General features: G+C 72.5%; 10 protein-coding genes and 1 pseudogene. 6 read left to right on the top strand and 5 right to left on the bottom strand.

Annotated elements, in window-relative coordinates; genetic code table 11:
* Positions 1–25: 25 nt before the first annotated feature.
* Positions 26–7027: pseudogene (locus QSK31_RS29405) on the bottom strand (SDR family NAD(P)-dependent oxidoreductase); the annotation flags it as partial.
* 314 nt (positions 7028–7341) lie between these two features.
* On the opposite strand from QSK31_RS29405, the gene QSK31_RS29400 reads away from it, so the two are divergent.
* Complete coding sequence (locus QSK31_RS29400) at positions 7342–8298, top strand: hypothetical protein (protein WP_285687727.1); 957 nt, start codon at positions 7342–7344, stop codon at positions 8296–8298.
* Between the two features lie 59 nt (positions 8299–8357).
* Here QSK31_RS29400 and QSK31_RS29395 read toward each other — a convergent pair whose 3' ends face one another.
* The 3 genes from QSK31_RS29395 to QSK31_RS29385 form a co-directional block, all read right to left on the bottom strand.
* Positions 8358–10112: an alpha-galactosidase D gene (locus QSK31_RS29395; RefSeq protein WP_285687726.1), complete on the bottom strand. Its 1755-nt coding sequence runs from the start codon at positions 10110–10112 to the stop codon at positions 8358–8360.
* A gap of 10 nt (positions 10113–10122) precedes the next feature.
* On the bottom strand, positions 10123–11256 hold the full coding sequence (locus QSK31_RS29390; RefSeq protein WP_285687725.1) for an ROK family transcriptional regulator: 1134 nt from the start codon (positions 11254–11256) through the stop codon (positions 10123–10125).
* A 131-nt stretch (positions 11257–11387) separates the two neighbouring features.
* Positions 11388–11762, bottom strand: coding sequence for a hypothetical protein (locus QSK31_RS29385; protein WP_285687724.1), 375 nt, complete (start codon positions 11760–11762; stop codon positions 11388–11390).
* Between the two features lie 36 nt (positions 11763–11798).
* Between QSK31_RS29385 and QSK31_RS29380 the strand changes: the two genes are divergently transcribed.
* Together QSK31_RS29380 and QSK31_RS29375 are read left to right on the top strand one after the other, a co-directional pair.
* Positions 11799–12470, top strand: coding sequence for an NAD(P)-dependent oxidoreductase (locus QSK31_RS29380; RefSeq protein ID WP_285687723.1), 672 nt, complete (start codon positions 11799–11801; stop codon positions 12468–12470).
* A 147-nt stretch (positions 12471–12617) separates the two neighbouring features.
* Complete coding sequence (locus QSK31_RS29375; protein WP_285687722.1) at positions 12618–14984, top strand: P-loop NTPase fold protein; 2367 nt, start codon at positions 12618–12620, stop codon at positions 14982–14984.
* Here QSK31_RS29375 and QSK31_RS29370 read toward each other — a convergent pair.
* Entirely contained in the window at positions 14945–15529 is a 585-nt protein-coding gene (locus tag QSK31_RS29370) for a P-loop nucleotide/nucleoside kinase family protein (protein WP_285687721.1), read from the bottom strand. The two genes, QSK31_RS29375 and QSK31_RS29370, sit on opposite strands and share 40 nt — an antisense overlap.
* A gap of 76 nt (positions 15530–15605) precedes the next feature.
* Here QSK31_RS29370 and QSK31_RS29365 point away from each other — a divergent pair, with 76 nt between their 5' ends.
* From QSK31_RS29365 to QSK31_RS29355, 3 genes are all read left to right on the top strand, one after another.
* Entirely contained in the window at positions 15606–17045 is a 1440-nt protein-coding gene (locus QSK31_RS29365) for an FGGY-family carbohydrate kinase (RefSeq protein ID WP_285687720.1), read from the top strand.
* A complete protein-coding gene (locus QSK31_RS29360) occupies positions 17042–17929 on the top strand; it encodes a tagatose-bisphosphate aldolase (protein WP_285687719.1) in 888 nt (295 codons plus the stop codon). Before QSK31_RS29365 ends, QSK31_RS29360 begins: the two co-directional genes overlap by 4 nt.
* Positions 17930–18020: 91 nt before the next feature.
* Positions 18021–18998 carry a LacI family DNA-binding transcriptional regulator gene (locus tag QSK31_RS29355; RefSeq protein WP_285687718.1) on the top strand — a complete coding sequence of 326 codons (978 nt, stop codon included), beginning with the start codon at positions 18021–18023 and terminating at the stop codon, positions 18996–18998.
* Positions 18999–19088: the final 90 nt, after the last annotated feature.

The following is a 19088-nucleotide window of genomic DNA, read 5'->3' as shown; positions in this document are numbered from 1 at the left end:
GCTGGGCGGGGACCCAGGCCCGGATCGCGGCCGCGGTCGTCGCCGCATGTTCCTCCAGCATGGTGAAGTGGTTGCCCGGGACCTCCACGCGCTCATGCGGGACCGAGCGGGCCGTCCGCCAGCCGTCCGGCATGCCGGCGACCGGTTCGGCGGCGGCGATCAGCAGGCTGGGCACGGTGAGCGGGCCGGGGCGCCAACCCTTTAGCAGTCTGATGTACGCCCCGGCGGCCAGCAGCGCGGTCTGCTCGGCGGCCGGGTCCAGCCGGCCGTGCAGGCGACTCAGTCCGGTCGTGATCAGCCCGGCCATCCAGTCGTCCGTCACCGTGCCGAGGTTGGTCTCGTAGGTGTCGAGCAGCACCAGGCCGGCCAGCTCATGCCCGCGGTGTTCGAGCCGGGCGGCGACGCTGTGCGCCACCTGGCCGCCGCTCGAGCGCCCGACCAGGACGAGCGGGCGACCACCCGCGGCGGCGAGGGCGGCGTCGGCCAGCTGGTCCGACAACGCCTCGCGCGACTCGGGCAGATGCCGCCGGTTGTCGAAGCCCGGCAGGGGCAGGGCCGTCATCGTGCCGTCGAACGCCCGCGCGAGTCCGATGAACTCCGCCGCGGCGGCCGGGCTGAACGACGGCAGGCAGACCAGGACCGGGCCGTTCGCCGAATCGGCGGCCAGCGAGATGGGTTCGAGCTCGCCGACCGTGCGGCCTTCGACGGGATCGACGGAGGCGCTGATCAGCATGTTGACCGCGAGGCAATGGTTGCCGGACAGGCGGATGCGGTGGAAGAAGTCGGTGAGAGTGGCCGGTTGCTCGGCGGCGGCACCACCGGCGGTCGACCGCAAAGCAGAGGGCAAGGACGACGCCGGCACGACGGCCACAGTGGACGAGGCCGCGGCCTCGTCCGGCGATGAGCCATCCGCGACCCGGAAGGCGGAGTCGGACAAGGAGGCGGCCGAGGGCAAAGAAGCCGCCGAGGGCAAAGACACAGCCGGGGGCACGGGCGAAGACGAGACGTCGGGGGACGCGGCGGCGCTGAGGCGGGACGCCAGCCAGCCGGCCAGCGCCGAAGGCGTCGGATGATCGAAGACGACGGTGGCGGGCATGGCCACCCCGGTGCTGGCGACCAGCCGGGTGCGCAGCTGGATGGAGCTCACCGAGTCGAGGCCCTGATCGGTGAAGGCGCCCCGGATGTCGACCGTGGTCGGGTCGGTCCGGCCCAGTTCGGCGGCGACTTCGTCGCGGACCAGGGTTTCCAGCGCGGCGGTCAGTTCGTCGCCGGACAGGCCGCGGAGGTGGTCGGCGGCCTGGGACGATGCGGGCCGGCGCTCCGCCGGGCTGGTCGGGACGGCCGTGTCGAAGTTGATCGGAGCGAGCACCGCCTCGTCCGCACGCAGCGCCGCGTCGAAGGCCGCGGTCACCTCCGCGGGCACCATCGGACGCAGGTGGGAGCGCCCCACCGGCATCCCGCCGTCGAGAGCCAGCGGCCCCCAGGCCAGCGACAACGCGGGCCGCCCGCCGGCACGGCGGCGACGGGCCAGATCATCGAGGAACGCGTTCCCCGCCGCGTAGGCGCCCTGGCCGGGATTGCCGAGCAGCCCCGATGCGGACGAGCACAACACGAAGGCCGCCAGGTCCCGGGTGAGGTCGTCCAGATGCCAGGCGGCGTCCACCTTGGGCCGCAGCACGGCGTCGGTGCGTTCGCGGGTGAGTGACTCGATCGGGCCGTCGTCGATCACGCCGGCGGCGTGCACCACTGCGGTCACCGGCGGGTCCGCCGCGGCGATCGTGGCGGCGAGCGCGTCCCGATCGGCGGCGTCGCAGGCCCGCACGGTGACCGTCGCGCCGTCGATCGTCACGTCGGCGGGGCGGCGGCTCACGAGCAGGAGGTGCCGGACGCCGTACGTGGCGACGAGATGCCGGGCGAGCAACTGGCCCAGGGCGCCGGCGCCGCCGGTGATGAGCACCGTGCCGGTACCGAATCCGGGAGCACCCGCGGACGGCGTCGTCGCGGCCCGGATCAGGCGCATGGTGCCGATCCGGCCGTTCGTGACGTGGACCTCGGGCGTCGTGGCGGCGGCCTGGATCGCGGCGGGAAGCGCCTCGCGGGACTCGCCGGTGTCGTCCAGGTGGACCAGGGAGACCTGGCCGGGGTACTCGGCGGCGGCCACCCGGGCGAGCCCGGTCACGGCCGCCGAGGTGGTGACCACGACGATGTGGTCGGTGCCGGTGGCCAGCTCGGACAACCGGGAGACCACCGCGGAGACATGGTCGTGAACCTCGGCGGGGCTCGCGGCCGCGGGGACGACGGCGTCGAGCACCACCGGCTGCGATCCGGCCGGCCGCGGTTGCGGCAGCGGTGTCCAGGTGGGCCGATAGAGCGCTTGGGGCAGGGCCCGTACGGTCAGCTCGCCGATCTCGAGCAGCGGGCGTCCCGTCACGTCGGCCACCCGCACGCTGAGGCGGTCCGGGCCCGGCGACGCGATCCGGACGCGGGCCGTGGACGCGGCGTCGCCGAAGCGCCGGACGCCGGACCAGACGAACGGCATCCGGGGAGAGCTGTCCGCGCCGGGCAGGAGCCGGGCGGGATGCAGCGCCGCGTCGAGGAGCGCGGGGTGCAGCCCGGACCAGCTGCCGGCGGCACCGGGCAGCCGGACGTCCGCGTAGACCGCCTCGTCGTCCCGCCACGCCCCCACCAGTCCCTGGAAGGCGGGCCCGTAGCCGGAGCCCGGGTAGAGGCCGGAGAGGTCGGCCGGTTCCGCCCCGGCCGGTGGCCAGTCGCCGGCCAAGGACCAGCCGTCGGCGTCGGTAACAGGCAGGCAGCGGCCCGAGGCGTGGGGCGTCCAGGTGGAGTCGTCGCGGACGTAGACGTCGAGGGCGCGACCGCCGTCGGGGTCCGGCGGGCCGAGCACCAGCTGCAGGTCGATGTCGGTGTCAGCGACGGGTACGGGACGTTCGATGGTCAGCTCGCCCAGCACCGGCACGCCCGCCCAGCCGCCGAACGACGTGGCCAGCTCGATGAACAGCGTCCCGGGAAGCAGCGCGTCGCCGCCGATGCGGTGGTCGCGCAGCCACGGCTGGGCGGCGGCGGACAGCGTCACATGCGCCACGTGCCGGCCCGTGCCGGGGACCTCCAGCATCGTGACGTGCGACCCGGCGGCGCGGCGATCGGGGGCGCCGTCGGCGAGCCAGAAACGGCGGCGGGCGAACGGATACGTCGGCAGGTTCGCGGCCACCCGCGGGTCGGCGGGGCCGAGCAGCGCGTCGCGGTCCACGTCGACGCCGCGCGCCCAGAGCGTGGCCGCCGCGTCGGCCGAGACGGCGAGGACACCCTGGGGGACGAGGGCGGCCAGGGACGCGCGGGGGCCGAGTTCGACGACCAGGTCGGGCAGGGCGGCGACCACGTCGCCGAAGCGCACCGCCTCGCGGATCTGCCGGACCCAGTAGTGCGCCGAGCGCAGGTCGTCGCCGGCGGCGGGGCGGCCGGTCCGGGAGGAGATGATGGGCACGGCCGGATCCGCGTACGTCAGGGAAGCCGCCACCTGCTCGAACTCCGCGAGCATCGGCTCCATCCGTACCGAATGGAAAGCGTGACTGACCCGCAGCGCCTGGGTCCGGTGGCCGCGCTCCCGCAGGGAAGCGGCGAGTTCCTCGACCGCCTCGGCGTCGCCGGAGAGCACCACCGAGCGCGGGCCGTTGATCGCGCCCAGGGAGACGCCGTCGCGGAGCAGGGGCCGCACCGACTCCTCGGACGCGTCGACGGCGACCATCGCACCGCCCGACGGCAGCGCGCCCATCAGGCGGGCGCGGGCGGAGACCAGCGTCGCGGCGTCGTCCAGGGAGAGGATCCCGGCGACGTGCGCGACCGCCAGTTCGCCGATCGAGTGCCCGGCCAGCACGTCGGGGCGCACACCCCAGGATTCGAGCAGACGGTACGAAGCCACGCCGTACGCGAACAGCAGCGGCTGCGCGTACTCGGTGCGGTCGAGGTCGGCGCCCGGCGGAACCGGATCGCCCAGCGCGGCCATGACCTGGTCGTATGCGGCCCGGAACACGTCGAACGGCAGCACCCCGGCGCGCTGCGAGCCCTGCCCGGGGAAGACGAACGCGACCTTGGCGGCCGACGGGCGCCCGTCCCCGAGGACGAGGGAGGGATGGGCCCGCCCCGCGCTCAGCGCCGTGAGCGCATCGGCGTCCAGCACGGCCGCCCGATGCCGCAACGCCGCGCGGACGCCCAGAGCAGCAGCAGGGACCGGGCCGTGCTCCAGCAGCCGGACGGCGTAGGCACGCAGCGCGGAAGGATCGGCGGCGGAGACCAGCAGCGGACCGTCACCAGACGGCGCCACCTCCTCAAAAGACCCTTGCTCGATGATCACGTGCGCGTTGGTGCCGGAGATGCCGAACGACGACACCGCCGCCCGCCGCGGCCGGTCGAGTGAGGGCCACGGCCGCGCGGACGTCAGCAGCCGCACGTCACCGGCGGTCCAGTCGACGTGGTCGTTGGGACGGTCGACGTGCAGGGTGCGCGGAAGCCGGCCGTGGCGCATCGCCTCGACCATCTTGATCACCCCGGCCACCCCGGCCGCCGCCTGCGTGTGACCGATGTTGGACTTCACCGTGCCGAGCCACAGCGGGCGCCCGGCGGGCCGGTCCCGCCCGTACGTGGCCAGCAGCGCCTGCGCCTCGATCGGGTCGCCGAGCAGCGTGCCGGTGCCGTGCGCGTCGACCGCGTCCACGTCGGCGGGGCCCAGGCCGGCGTCGGTCAGCGCCGCGCGGATCACCCGCTGCTGGGCGGGCCCGTGCGGGGCGGCCATGCCGTTGGAGGCGCCGTCCGAGCCGACCGCCGAGCCGCGCAGCACCGCGAGCACCGGATGGCCGTGGCGGCGGGCGTCGGAGAGTCGTTCGAGCAGCAGCAGCCCGGCGCCCTCGCCCCAGCTCGTGCCGTCGGCGGTGGCCGAGAACGCCTTGATCCGCCCGTCCTGGGCGAGCCCGCGCAGCCTGCTGAATCCCACGAACGCGTCGGGCGTGGCCATCACGGTGGCGCCGCCGGCGATGGCCATCGAGACCTCGCCGGCCCGGATGGCGGCGGCGGCCTCGTGCACCGCGACCAGGGACGACGAGCAGGCGGTGTCGATCGTGACGGCCGGGCCGGTGAGGCCGAAGGTGTACGCGATCCGGCCGGACGCGACGCTGCCCGCCGAGCCGAGACCGAGGTGGCCCTCCAGCTCGCCGCTCGGTTCGGCGCCGGCCAGGCTCGGATAGTCGCGGTACATCAGGCCCACGTACGTGCCGACGTCGCTGCCGCGCACCGACGCGGGGGCGATCCCGGCGCGTTCCCACAGCTCCCACGCGGACATCAGGAGCAGCCGCTGCTGCGGGTCCATGGCCATCGCCTCGGCGTCACCGATCGCGAACGGCGCCGGGTCGAAGCCGCTCACGTCGTCGAGGAAGCCACCGGCCCGGGCGTAGCTGTGCCCGGCCCGGTCCGGGTCGGGGTCGTACAGGTCGTCGGCCCAGCCGCGGTCGGACGGGAACGGGCTGATCGCGTCGACCTCCTTGTCGACCAGCGACCACAGGTCCTCGGGTGAGGTGACGCCGCCCGGATAGCGGCAGGCCATCGCGATGATCGCGACGGGGTCGTCGTGGCCGGTCCCCTGCCGCGCGGCGAGCTCGTGCCGGATGACCTTTCCCGATGCCGTACGCGGGACCGCGTCGATGAGCACGATCTCGTCGGGCGCCTTGGCCGCGGACATCCGGCGACGCGTGGCGGCGAGCAGCTCGGCCGCGTCGATGCGGTCGTGGGCGGGCACGACATACCCCACGGCGACCTGCCCGAGCCGGTGGTGCGGGCGCCCGGCCACGGCGGCGTCGGCCACGCCGGGCAGGGTGAGCAGCACCCGCTCGATCTCGGCGGGGTGCACGTTGGCGCCGCCGCGGATGATCAGGTCGCCGGCGCGGCCGGTCAGCACGAGTTGTTCCCCGTCGACCAGTTTCCCCAGGTCGCCGGTGCGGTACCAGCCGTCGGCCAGCACCGCCGCGGTCGCCTCGGGCTGCCGGTGATAGCCGCGCATCACGCTCTCGCCGCGGACCCGCACCTCACCCTCGGCGCCGCGGGGCAGCTCGGCGCCCGTACGCGGGTCCGCGATCCGCACCTCGGTGAGCGGCCGGCCGACCGACCCGGCGGCGACGATCTCCTGCCCCGGCGTCTCCATCGCGATCGTGCCGCACGTCTCGGTGCTGCCGTAGGTGTTGACCAGGGGCGCCCCGAGTGCTGTCCGGACCCCGGCGCGCATCTCGGGCGGGCACGGCGCTCCCCCGGTGACGCACATCCGCAGGGTGCTCTCGACCTGCCGGTCGCCGAGCGTCGCGAGCAGCCGGTGGTAGGTGGTCGGCACCCCGGTGAGGATCGTCGGCGAGGTGGTCCGCAGCGCCTCGATGAGATCGTCGTCGGAAGGGTGGTCGAGGATCGTCGCGGTCGCCCCGATCACGGTCACCGCGAGCACGCACCGGGCGTGCCCGAGCGCGTGGAACAGCGGCAGCGGCCACAGCAGCCGGTCGCGCTCGTTGACACCCAGGTGCCGGACCAGGGACCGGTCCATCATCGACAGCCAGTGCCTCTGGCTGGAGACCACGCCCTTGGGCCGGCCGGTGCTGCCCGACGTGTAGTGGATCCAGGCGTCCTCGTCCGGCCCGAGGTCGTCGCGCGGCTCGCCGCCCTCGCCTGCGGCGAGTACGTCGGCGACGGTCGTCGCGCCGTGGGCGGTCACGGTGAGCGAGGGCGCGCCGTCCTCGGCGAGACCGGCAAGCTCGGCGCTGGAGGATCTGGGGTTCACGGGTACGCCGATCCCGGCGGCCCGCACGGTGCCGAGCAACGCGACGACCGCGTCGATGCCCGCGGGCACACAGATCAGGACGGGCTCGCCCCGCCGGTGGCCGAGGGCGGCCAGCCCGCTCGCGAACCGCCCCGTCAACGCGGCCAGCTCGGCAAACGTGATCGCCCGGTCACCCGCAGTGAAGGCCACCTTGTCCGGCCGTTGCGCGGCGTGCTGACCCAGCAGATCCACAATCGTCGTGATCACGGACGCAACAATGCCGCGTGATTACGACATCGGCTTGTCGTTCCCGACAAACTTCGACGTGAACGGAGGACCCCCACCACATGATCACCCGCTGACCAGCCGCTATATACGATCTTCAATTAGTTGCAGTCGGTGATGAGACAGAAGATCCCGGTCGACATCCGATGTGGACCACGTCACGTCGGCGGCGTCCGATACTCGGCTAGGCTCATCGCCATCGATCGGCCGGGACGCTCCATCCGGCCGGCACGGGAGTCGATGAGAGGACCTGCATGCGCTCTGTCCTGCGCGTCGGCGCGATCGCGACCGCGGCCACATCCCTCCTGCTGTCCGGCGCCGTCGCGGCCCAGGCCGCACCGGCCGCCCCCGGCGTGACGGTCTCCGTCGCGCCGTTGATCTTCGAACCGGCGCAGACCAGGTACACCGGGCACACGGGCCGGCTTCGGTTCACCATCCACAACGGCACGGACCGGCCCTATCTCGACGGCGTTCAGCTCACCGAGCCGATCGCCCACTCCTTCTACGGCCTGTCCCTGGTCGGCGGGGACCAGATGTCCTGCGGCCTCGAGGGCCGCGAGGGCGGCCACGGACTCTGGGGTTGCATGATCGACCCCCCGATCCCCGCCGGTTCCACCCAGATCATCGAGGCGACCTTCCGCAGCGTGGCCAAGCCCCAGCCGTTCGCGCGGGCCGCCGAGCAGTCCGGTCTGATCGACGTCGACGGCGCCCGGGCCACCTACCCGGTGCTGTTCCGCGCCACCGACGGCTCGATCGACGACCCTCGGCCCTACACCCCCGCTCCACTCCCCCACCTGACCGTGACCGCCGCCGGCGCCGTCACCCTGACCCGGCAGGGCGACGGCGACTTCGAGGGCCGTCTGCCGGTCTCGATCCACAACGACGGCGACGCCTCGCACAGCTTCGTTCCGCTCGAGCTCGCTCTGCCGGCCGGGCTGTCGGACTGGCCGTGGGTGGAACCGGACGGTGGCTGCTCTGCCGACGGCGCGCTCCCCGCCCCGCCCGGAGGCTCGAGCTGGCAGTGCGGCGTCAACTGGCCGTCGCTGGCGGAGGGTCAGACCCTCGATGTCGAGTACGTCCTGCAAGCGCCGGCGGACAGCGACCCGGGCGCGCTCGGTGAGGCCCTGACGGAGGCGGCCCTGGGCAAGACGAGCCAGACGCAGACCGACGGCGCCAACCGAGCCGCCTTCACCGTCACGATCGCCGGCTGACGCGGCTTGACGTCGTGGGCCCCTCCGTCAGGGGGCGCCGGACGGACCCACGACGCGGATCAGCGCGGGACGTCGACCGCGTCGATGTCCGGCGAGTAGACCGGGGAGCTGCTGTCGATCTCGATCGTGTTCCGGCCGGCGGTGAGCCGCAGCGGCACCGTGACCACGGCCGGCCGGTCCCATCCCCCGCTGGACGGGAAGGCCACGGTCGCCGGCGCCGTGCCGTTGGCCGAGACCGTCGCGGAGCGGGCGTCGCCGCTCAGGTAACGGATGTTCACGTGGTAGGTCCCGGTGCTGGGCGCCGTGACGCCGCGGAACTGGACCGCGCCGCCGTTGTAGAGGTTGCCGACCTTGCGGCCGCCGGAGCAGACCGCACAGTCGGAGACGGACGCCCCGTTCACCGGTGTGGCCACCTCGGCCTCGTAGGTCTTGACGCCCGCGCCACCGGAGCGCGGCGTCACGCGATAGAGCATCGTGCCGTGCGACGGGATCGTGGCGGTGATGCCGCCGTCGCGAGTGCCGAGGTTCCGGCCCTCCCACACGTCACGCACGTCGGCGCGTCCGCTGAAACCGAAGCTGGTCCAGCGAGCGCTCACCGTCTGCGCGAAGGAACCCAGGTTGAACAGCGCAATCGTGTAGGACCCGTCGGTGTTTCGCAGGCCCCAGACCTGGCCGGCGCCCGTCGGGGTCACCGGGCGTGCGGCCACGCCCTGCTGGTCGATGGCGATCACCTCACGGTTGGTGAGGAGCTTGATCCCGTACGCGTCCAGCTTGGTCAGGTCGTCGCCGGTGTAGAGCGGGGCGGCCGAGATGGCCCACAGTGTCATGTACGCCCGGCGTTCGTCCCTGGTCAGGCCGTCCATCTCGCCGTTGCCGACGTCGACGGCGTCCAGGTCGTTCCAGCCACCGGGACCGGCCCACGGCTGCCAGCCGGGCGCCTCGTCCCACCGCACCTTCACCGAGTTGTTCCAGGTGACGAGCGTGTCGCAGTAGCACTCGACGTCGGTGTCGATGCGCCAGCCGTTCGAACTTGCCTTCCAGTCGGCGGCGTAGTTCCGGTCCAGCTGCCAGGAGATCAGGAACCGGATCGGCCGGCCGGTCCGGTCCAGCGCCGCCCGCCAGGCCCGCACGTCGGCCCGGTTGTCGTAGTTCTCGCCGGACTTGAACGAGCCCGGCCCGACCCCGTCGAGCTTGAGGAAGTCGAAGCCCCAGCCGGCGATCAGCCGCGCCTGCGAGTCGATGTACTTCGTGGCGCACGGGTCGGCGAAGTCGATCTTGTAGGCGCTGTCCCAGCCGTTGGTGGTGCGCAGGTCGGGGTAGACGATGTCGGCCGTGGCGCAGCCGGGCGCGCCGGAGATCGGCGTCCGCCCGTCGTGGTAGGCCGTCTTGTTGAGCCCGACCGCGAGGTAGATGCCCGCCTTCAGACCCCGGGCGTGCACGTAGTCCGCGACGTACTTCATGCCGTGCGGGAACCGGTTCGGGGCGGCGAGCTCACGCCCGTACCCGTCGTAGTTGATCTTGTCCCAGTCCCCGATGTCGCGGGACCATCCGGCGTCGATGTTGATGTACTCGTACCCGGCGGGCTTGAGCCTGGTGGCCAGCGCGTCGACCTGTTGAAGCAGGCGCGCCTCGTTGAGCCAGCTGGCGTCGCCGTCGGGATTGACGCCGGGCCTGGTGGTGGATTGCAGGCTCCACGACGACCACCCCATCAAGGGCGTCTCAGCAAGATCAAGAGCGCTGTCGGCGTACGCGGGGACGGAGCTTGCACCGAGGACGAGCACGACGCCGGACAGCGCCGCGGCCAGCTTCTTCACGTGACCTCCATCATGCGAGGGGTACGAGGCGGGACTGGATGCTGACGGCCGCCGCGCCGCGCGCCCACTCCTCGAACGGGAGCGGCCGGATGGACAGCGGGATCTCGGCGGCGGCGCCGAACGCCTGACGTTCGAAACCGGCGCGGATGTGCGGCTCGAACAGGTCGTATGCGGCGAGCCCCTCGCCGGACACCACGATCCGGGCGGGGCCGACCAGGTTGGCGACGGCCGCGATGCCCAGGCCGATGGCCTCACCGGCCCGGGCGAACACCGCGGCCACCCCGGCGTTGCCGGCCCGGGCCAGCGCGTACGCGTCGTCGATGGACAGGTCGGCGCGTCCGGTGGCGGCGCGCGCGGCGGCGGCGATCGGCTCGGTGCCGGCGATCGCCTCGACACAGCCCCGGCTGCCGCAGTGGCAGTCCGGCCCGGCGGGGTCGACGCCGAGGTGCCCGATCTCCCCGGCCACCCCGTGCGAGCCGGACACCGGACGGCCGTTGACGACCAGTCCGCAGCCGATCCCCGAGCCGACGGTGACCAGCGCGAACGAGTCCGCTCCCGCGCCCTCACCGAACCAGTGCTCGGCGGTGGTGAGCGCCTTGACGTCGTTCTCCACGGTGACCGTGAGGCCGGTGGCGGACGCGACCAGCTTGCCGAGGGTGATGTCGTGCCAGCGCAGGAACGGCGAGTACCGGACCAGCCCCGACGACCGGTCGACGTCACCGGAGACGGCCAGGCCCAGCCGCCGCGCGCCCCAGCCGGCCAGGTCCCTGGTCATCGCCGCGATCTCGCCGACGACGTGCTCGACGTCGGCGCTGCGCAGCGGCCGGTGCTCGACGACCCGGACGGTCGCGGTGAGGTCGCAGACCACCCCGATGAGCTCGTCGCCGGTGAGCTTGATGCCGGCGAAGTACTCCCGCTCGGGCCGCACGGCGAGTGGGCTGGCCGGGCGGCCGGCGCCCGGCCCGGTGCGCTCGGTGGCGCCGAGCTCACGCAGGTAACCGTCGTCGATCAGCGGGCGGGCCGCCTTGGTGATGGCCGCGGACGACAGCCCGAGCCGCCGGGCCAGCGCGACCCGGCTCTGCGGACCGGCCGTGACCAGGGCGGTCATGATCGCGGCGGCGGCCGGCGAGGCGGCAAGGGGCATGTCTGGAAGCTATGACCATTAATTAACTTCGTCAAGTATTGATCTGCGCGAATGGCTGCTCGCCCGGCCCCACAACGGCTCCCAGCCCCGGCGGGCCGAAACGGCCGGCAACCTGCCGTCCGGGCGCCAGCTCACCAGGTGGCCCGCCAGGCCGGCCAGGCGGCGCGGAGGTAGAGGGCGAACGGCACCCACCAGATGAGGTCGTTCGTGATGATCAGCGCCAGGGTGGCCGGCGGCCACGCGCCGGTCAGCAGCAGGTAGAGCAGTCCGAGCGGGCCGAGCACCTTGCCGGTGAGGCCGACCGCCGCGATCAGCCAGCCCTGCTCGGGACGCCGCGCGACCTCGAGGTAAAGAATCCCGTACAGCCCGAGAACCATGCCGAGGCAGGCGAAGATCTGCGGCGTGTTCGACGGCGGCATGCCGGCCAGCCGGAACAGCCACTGCGGATCGACGACCGCGTACAGACCCCAGAGGATGTTGTACGCGCCCGCCAGAACGAACGTCATCCGATGTGTTTGCGTCACGGAGCTATGTTATTGAACATGTTCAACATCGTCGTGGTCGCGGCGACCGGAGGGGTCGGCCGTCACCTCCTGAGCCAGTCCCTGGCCGCCGGCCATCGGGTGACCGCAATCGTCCGAAACCCCGCCCGGCTCGGAGAAGAACCGTCGCGCGTCGTCCGCTGCGATCTGGCCGATCCCCCGCCCGGCGTACTCGAGGACGCGATCGCGGACGCCGACGCCGTGCTGTCCGCGCTCGGCGCACCCACCGGCGCCCAGGCCGGCATCGCGTCATGCGGCACCCGAGCGATCGTCGACGCCATGAAGTCGACCGGCGTCCGGCGCATCATCGCGGTCAGCGCCGCCTCGGTCGGCACCGTAGCCTCGCCCGGCCGTCCCCACCCGCCCAGGCACAACCCCGGCGACGGCATCGTCATGCGCCACCTCATCGGCCCGGCGGCCAAGCTGATGTTCAAGCGCCACTACCAGGACCTGGCGATCATGGAGGACATCCTGCGCGACAGCGGCCTCGACTCAACCGTGTCCCGCCCGCCGAGACTTCTCGACCGAAGCCTCCGCCCGCGCTACCGCACTGCCGTCGACCGCAACGTCCGAGGCGGGATGTTCATCTCCCGCTCCCACGTGGCGCACCACATGCTGGCGATGCTCGACGACCCCGGCACTATCGGCCACACGGTCTCATCCGCCTACTGATCCACCCCACCCACCTGACGATCCACATCGGCCGGGCGGAGCATCGCCGCGGATCGGCGGCGCCATCACGTACCCTTTCGGGTAATCGCGCTCCGTGGCGCGTATGTCCACGATGGCTCACATGCTCCTGAGTGACCGGATGCGGTCGTGACAGCACGACACGTCAAGATCGCGTTGTCCGAGAAGGCGATGATCGAGCGGCTCGACAAGCTGCTCGACCAGGACGGGCGGCTGTCCTCCGACACCGAGGCGCGTGCCGAGGTTCGCGGTGCGGTTCTGGCGCAGACGCCGGCGGTCGCCGAGCGGTGCAGCGAGGAGGCCAAGGAACTCGAGGCGACACCCCGGGCGTGGACCTTGTGGAACGTGCGGGATGTCACCGCAATCGCCCTCTTGTTGGCCGTCCTGGCTCGGATGCTCTTTTTCGACTCCTACCCGCTCTCCAACCTCGCTCCTCAATGGTTCCTTATCCTCGCGACGTCCGGCTTGAGCCTGTTCTCGCTGTTCAAGGTGACCGGGTCGCTCACCCTGCGGCGGCTGACAGTAAGACTCGCCCTGGCCCAACTAGAGGAGGCACTGCGGCGGCAACTCGTCGCGAGCATCGCCGAAGAAACCGTCAAACGGGACAGCGACGCGGCCCGCTGGTCCAACACCTTCGGTGCGACGAAGGCGCCGTACCTGGTCGAGATGGACCTGAAGGATGCCGTCTCGTCCGAGGGATATGGCGAGGTGCTCTCGTTCGTGCGCTCGCACCGGACCTCGGCGATCGGAATCGCCGGATCCCGCGGCGCCGGCAAGTCCACCATGATGAACCAGCTCCGCAACGAGCGCGAGGCGTTCCCCTGCATCGGCATCCGCGTCGCCGCCCCGGTTTTGTACACCGAGACGGACCTGGTCCGCATCATCCACTGGGAGCTCGCCGACGAGGCGTTGTTGTGGGCGCGGCGGAACGGCGAAGGCGGCAGATACCGGTACGGACGGCAGCGCCGCATGCCCGGCCTCCCAGCACGGCTCGGCCGCGCGGTGATGTGGCTGATGGTGGCGCTCGCGATGATCCCGCTGTACCTGCTCTGGGCCTATGACCGCGGCAAGATGCGGGACGTCGCCGACTTCCGCGAGCGCGCGCTGGCGAACAACGCCTTTCCCGGGCTCAGCTCCGAGATCGAGAAGAATCTCGCCGTCTTCGACATCGGCTACCTCGGGGTGATAGCCCTGGCGGGCATAGCGGTCGTGGCGACCTTGCTCGCGGTCAGGTTGTGGCGGGCCTTCCAGATGCGGGCCAAGCTCGACGCGGAACCGGCGTCCGTCGGTGGGAGCGCCAACTATCAGCTGGACTGGCTCCGCTGGGTGACGACGGTGGAGAGCACCGCGAAAACCAGCGTGAAGGCGAGCGGGCTCGGCGTCGAGGGGCAGAACAAGTACTCTCGGCTGGAGCGCGATCGCAGCCACGCCGATTCCGTGCGCGCCCTGCGCCGGTACATCGGACGGCTGGTGACCCTGACTCCGTCGAACGTCTCGGTCCTGATCTGCATCGACGAGCTCGACAAGATGGCCTCGCCGGCCGACGCGATCCAGATGATCAACGGACTGAAGGACCTGTTCCACATCGAGGGCGCCCACTTCCTGGTGTCCGTGTCGACCGACGCGCTGCTCAGCTTCGCCGCCCGCGGGGTGCCGATGCGCGATGTCTTCGACTCCTCGTTCGACGCGATGATCAGCATGAAGGCGTTGTCGTTCACCGAGTGCCGTGACGTGATCGCCCGGCGCGCGAGCGACGTCACGTCCACCGCGGTCCTGTTCTGCTACGCCTGGTCCGGCGGCAACGCTCGTGACCTGATCCGCTCGGCCCGGCACTGCGTCGAGTTCCGCTGCTCCCATGACGCCGACGTTCTGCTGTCGGCCGCGGTCACACGGGTGCTGACCGACGATCTCGGCGAGGTCCTGGACGCGGCGTTGCAGCGGTTGAGCCAGGAGCGGCTGGACGATCCGCTGGACGATGTGCTCGCGTTCCGGGAACTGCTCGATGACGGCCAAGCCCCTCTGCCGGACATCTTGGCCGCCGCGCTGCGGGAGGCGCCGCTGCCCGCCCCGGTACGCGATGGCAGCGAGGCGATGGCGCTCGCGGCGGCCCTGGATCCGTACGCTCGCGTCGCCGGCCTCACCGCCATTCTCTTCACCGCCGAACGGACCCCGGCGCAGTGGCAGTCCGGGGAAGTGCTCGCGGCGGCGGCCTCGCTCGCCGCGGCCCGAGCCGGCCTGGGCAGGCATCCGGCGGAGGTCCGGCGGCTGATCAAGCAGGCGATCTCCCGGTGTGCCGTGGTCTTCGGCGACGCGGCGGCTCGCCAGTTCGACCCTCCCGCGCCTCCGGAACCACGGGTGTCCACGCCGTCGGAGCGTCGGGCGGCCGTGGCGGCGAGCGCGGCTCATCGCTCGAACGGCCACGCCCTGCCGGCTCCGTCCTCGGCGTTGGTCCCGGCTCAGTCGGAGGGCGCCGACGAGGACGACGAGGACGGGTAGAGCGCGGCGAGCACCACCTGGAGCTGCTGATCGGTGGGGATCTCGGCATCGACCGGGATGACGGGCACGGACGGCGGCTCCGGCGGGAGCGCCGTGCGGTGCCGGTCCCGGATCTCGGCCCGGCCGGCGCGCCGGGCGGTGAACAGGGCCGCCTCGCCGGCCAGGTGGACCACCCGCAGGTCGTCGCCGGCCGCGCCGCGAAGCAGGTCCCACTCCGGGCCACCGCGGAGCTCCGCCGTGAACGGCGCGACCAGGACAGCGCGGCCGGCCGTGGCGAGGGCGTCGCGGGCCACCGCGCGCAGCGCCGCGTAACGGCCGTCGCGGATGGCGGCGCTGTGCGGTGAGGCCAGCCAGTGGCCGCCGAGAACATCCGGCGGCAGGCCGTCCAGCAGCGGGTTCGTGAGGGAGTCGAGGTCGAGCAGCGGCGCTCCGAGGGCTGTCGCCAGGGCGCGGCCGAGGGTGGATTTGCCGCTGCCGGCGACCCCGGCGACGGCCACGACGACCGGTCCGGCCGGTTGACAAGCTGTCTCGGAGCGCCACATCATGAGAGCCATGTTACCGGTGTCATGGGCGATCATGTCACCGGTGACACGGATGATTGTCGGCGACAGGGAGGCTCCGGTGGGCAGGCTTGTCGCGGGCATCGATCTGGGCAGCACCGGTCTCAAGATGCTCGTCACCGACGAGGCGGGCGCCGAGGTCGCCGCCGCGCAGGTGCCGACGCCGTGGCGAGCGGGGCCCGGCGGCACCACCGAGATGGACGCGGCGGCGCTGCTCGCCGCGGTCCACGAGTTGCTGACGACGACCGGGAGCGCGTTGCGGGCTACGGCCGCGAGCGAGGGCACGGAGAAGATCGAGGCCATCGCCATCGCCGGCATGGGTGAGACCGGGATGCTGATCGACCACCGCGGGATCGCCGTCGCGCCGGCCTTCGCGTGGTTCGACCCTCGCGGCGCGGAGCAGGTGGCCGCGTTCCCGGCGGCGATCCGCGACGAGTTCGCGGGACGCACGGGACTGCCGCTGGGCGCGCAGGTGAGCGTGGCGAAACTGGCCCATCTCCGCGATCAGGGGCTGCGCCTGGACGGGCTGCGGTGGCTCAACCTGCCGGAGTTCGTGGCGGCGGCGCTGGGCGGGCGTACCGTCGCGGAGCACTCCCTGACCTCCCGCACCGGCCTGATCGACCAGGACACCGGCCGCCCGTGGCCCGCGATGCTGGACGCCCTCGGCGTCGGCGAGGACTTCCTGCCACCGCTGGTCGACGCGGGCACCCCGCTCGGCACGTGGAAATGGGCCGCCGCGGAAAGCGGCGCGTGGGCGAGCAGCGAAGGAGAACGCAGCGCGACGGCAAGCGGCACGCCCGCGAACGGCACGGTAACGGGCGGCGCGCTGATCACCGTCGCGGGGCACGACCACCTGGTCGCCGCCGAGGCCGCCGGTGGGCTGCCCGCCGACCACTATCACGTGTCGTTGGGCACCGCCGAGGTCCTGTTGCGGGTCATCGACGCGCCGCTGGGCTACGACGCCCGGCGCCGGCTCGCCGCGCATCTGATCAACGAGGTCCGGCACGTCGTCCCGGGCAAGCATGTGCTCGTCGCCGGGGTGAAGACCGGACTGCTGCTGCGCCGGGTCCTGCACGCCGCCGGCATCACCGAGCGGGCCGGCCGGGACGCGCTCGACGCCGCCGTGATGGCGCTGCCCTACGAGGGTGCGCTGCCGGCCGGCTCGATCGAGGCGTCCGGCGCGCGCAACGACGACGGCGTGCTCAAGCTGACCGTGCGCGGCGACGGCGCCGGGCCGGCCGAGGTGTTCGGCGCGGTGCTGCGGCACAGCAACGACGAGATCGCCGAGCTGATCCGGGCGATGGACCGCGAACTGCCACCGGCGATCTCCGCGACGCTCACCGGCGGATGGGCCGGCATGGCGGCGGTGCGGCGGGCACGGACCCACGTACTCCCAGCCCTGTCGGTGTCGAGCCGCGATCAGGAGACCGCGTACGGAGCCACGAGAACCGCCGCCCGCCTGCTGAGCGGCGTACCCCCGAAGATTGGAACCCCACAGTGAGAACCACCGAGCGTCGCGGTCTCGCCGCGATCTCCACCCCCGCGGGCCGCATGCTGATCGTGGCGGCGGACCAGCGCAACGGCATGAAGGCCGCGATGACCGACGCCCCGGACGGTCCGGGCTCGATCAGCACGGCGGAGCTGGCGGCGGCCAAGGCGGACCTGGTCCGGCACCTCGGCAACCACGCACCGGCGATCCTGCTCGACCCGGAGGTGGCGCTGCCGGCCGTGGTCGACGACGGTGTCCTGTCGCGCGGCACCGGGCTGGTGGTCGGGATGGACGCGTCCGGCTACGAGACCGTGGACGGCCTGCGGTACACCGGGTTCGTGCCGGAGGTGACCGCGCGGCGCGTCCGTGAGCTGGGCGGCGACGTGGCCAAGATGCTCTGGTACCTGCGCCCGGACAAGCAGGACGCGGAGTCACGGGTGGCGCGGGAGATGCGCGAGCTGATCGCGGCGTGCGGTGACGAGGGCGTGTTGCTGATCGTCGAGCTTCTGACCTACCAGATCGAGGGCGAGACCGATGAGGCGTACGCGTCCGCGTTCCCCGGCCTGGTCGCGGGCGGCGCCAAGCTGGCCGTGGACTGCGGCGCCAAGGTGCTGAAGTTGCAGTACCCGGGCTCCGCCGAGGGCTGCGCCGCCGTCACGGCCGCGGCGGGCGACGTGCCGTGGGCGGTCCTGTCGGCCGGTGTGGACCACGAGACCTTCCTCGGGCAGGTGGCCACCGCGATGGCGAACGGGGCGGCGGGCGCGATGGCCGGCCGGTCGCTGTGGAAGGACAGCCTGTCGGTGTCCGCGGAACTCCGCGAGGACTACCTGACGAAGCGCGCACTTCCGCGTCTCCACGAACTGCAGGAGGTCGTGGACGGTACACTTCGGCGCTGACTGGCGAGGTGCGGATCAGCGAGGTGCGGATCAGCGAGGTGCGCGGGCCGGCGAGGTGCGGGCGTGATCGGCGGAGGTGACCATGGCGACGATGCGTGATGTTGCCGCCCGCGCCGGGGTGAGCGCCAAGACCGTCTCGCGGGTGTTCAACGACGACCCGCACGTGCTGCCGGAGACCCGCTCGCACGTCGAGCAGGTGATGCGGGAGCTGAACTACGTCCCGAACGTGCTGGCGACCACCTTCCGCAACGGGCGGTCGTCGGCGATCGGCGTGGCCGTGCCGGACATCGTCGACCCGTTCTTCGCGTCGATCGCCCGGGCGGTCGACGAGGTGGCCCGCCGCCGGGGTGTCGCCACGCTGCTCACCAACCTGGGCGACGACCCGGAACGCGAGCGCGACGTCCTGGAGTCGCTGCTGAGCCGCCGCCTGGCCGGTCTGATCGTCGCCCCGGTCGCCACCGATCACGCGTGGCTGAAACGGTGGCAGGACAGCACTCCCCTGGTGTTCGTGGACCGCGCGCCGGTCGGGCTGTCCGCCGACATGTTCGCCGACGACGACGAGGCGGGTGGCTACCTGGCGACCCGGCACCTGATCGAGCACGGGCACCGCCGGATCGCGTACGTCGGCGACAACCTGCACCTGTCGACCGAGGTGAACCGTGTGGCCGGCTATCGGCGCGCGCTGGCGGAGGCCGGGATCGACGCGGACGACGCCTTGATCGCCTCGTACGTCAGGGATCGCGAGTCCACCGAGACGGCGGCGACCCGGCTGCTCGGGTTGCCGGACAGGCCCACCGCGGTCTTCTCGGCCAACGCGCACAGCTCGATGCTGCTGCTGCACGTCCTGCCGGAGGGCGAGCTCGCGGTCGTCGGCTTCGGCGACTTCCCGATGGCCGATCTGGTGCGTCCCGCGCTGACCGTGGTGGACCAGGATCCGGACCAGATCGGCCGGCACGCCGCGCAGCGGGTGTTCGACCGGGTCGACCACCCGAAACGCCGGTTGCGGCGGACGAACGTCCTGGATGTCACGCTCATCGAGCGCGAGTCCTGCAAGATCTCCCGCATCTGAGGCTCCCTCCCGGTCCTGATCGCCGGATGGGTGGCACAGAACGAACTGCTCCGCGGACCCTCCATGGGTGCGGTGAAATGGCCGTACCGC

The sequence above is a fragment of the Actinoplanes sp. NBRC 103695 genome (assembly GCF_030269485.1).
GTDB lineage: Bacteria > Actinomycetota > Actinomycetes > Mycobacteriales > Micromonosporaceae > Actinoplanes.
The sequence above is the reverse complement of the archived record's forward strand: the minus strand, read 5'-3'. Positions and strand labels throughout refer to the sequence as shown.

Excerpts from the sequence above, each read along its gene's own strand:
- QSK31_RS29390 (WP_285687725.1), bottom strand. The coding sequence starts at position 11,256 with ATGCCCCTTGCCGCCTCGCCGGCCGCCGCCGCGATCATGACCGCCCTG.
- QSK31_RS29385 (WP_285687724.1), bottom strand. The coding sequence starts at position 11,762 with ATGACGTTCGTTCTGGCGGGCGCGTACAACATCCTCTGGGGTCTGTAC.
- QSK31_RS29355 (WP_285687718.1), top strand. The coding sequence starts at position 18,021 with ATGCGTGATGTTGCCGCCCGCGCCGGGGTGAGCGCCAAGACCGTCTCG.
- QSK31_RS29380 (WP_285687723.1), top strand. The coding sequence starts at position 11,799 with ATGTTCAACATCGTCGTGGTCGCGGCGACCGGAGGGGTCGGCCGTCAC.
- QSK31_RS29400 (WP_285687727.1), top strand. The coding sequence starts at position 7,342 with ATGCGCTCTGTCCTGCGCGTCGGCGCGATCGCGACCGCGGCCACATCC.
- QSK31_RS29370 (WP_285687721.1), bottom strand. The coding sequence starts at position 15,529 with ATGATGTGGCGCTCCGAGACAGCTTGTCAACCGGCCGGACCGGTCGTC.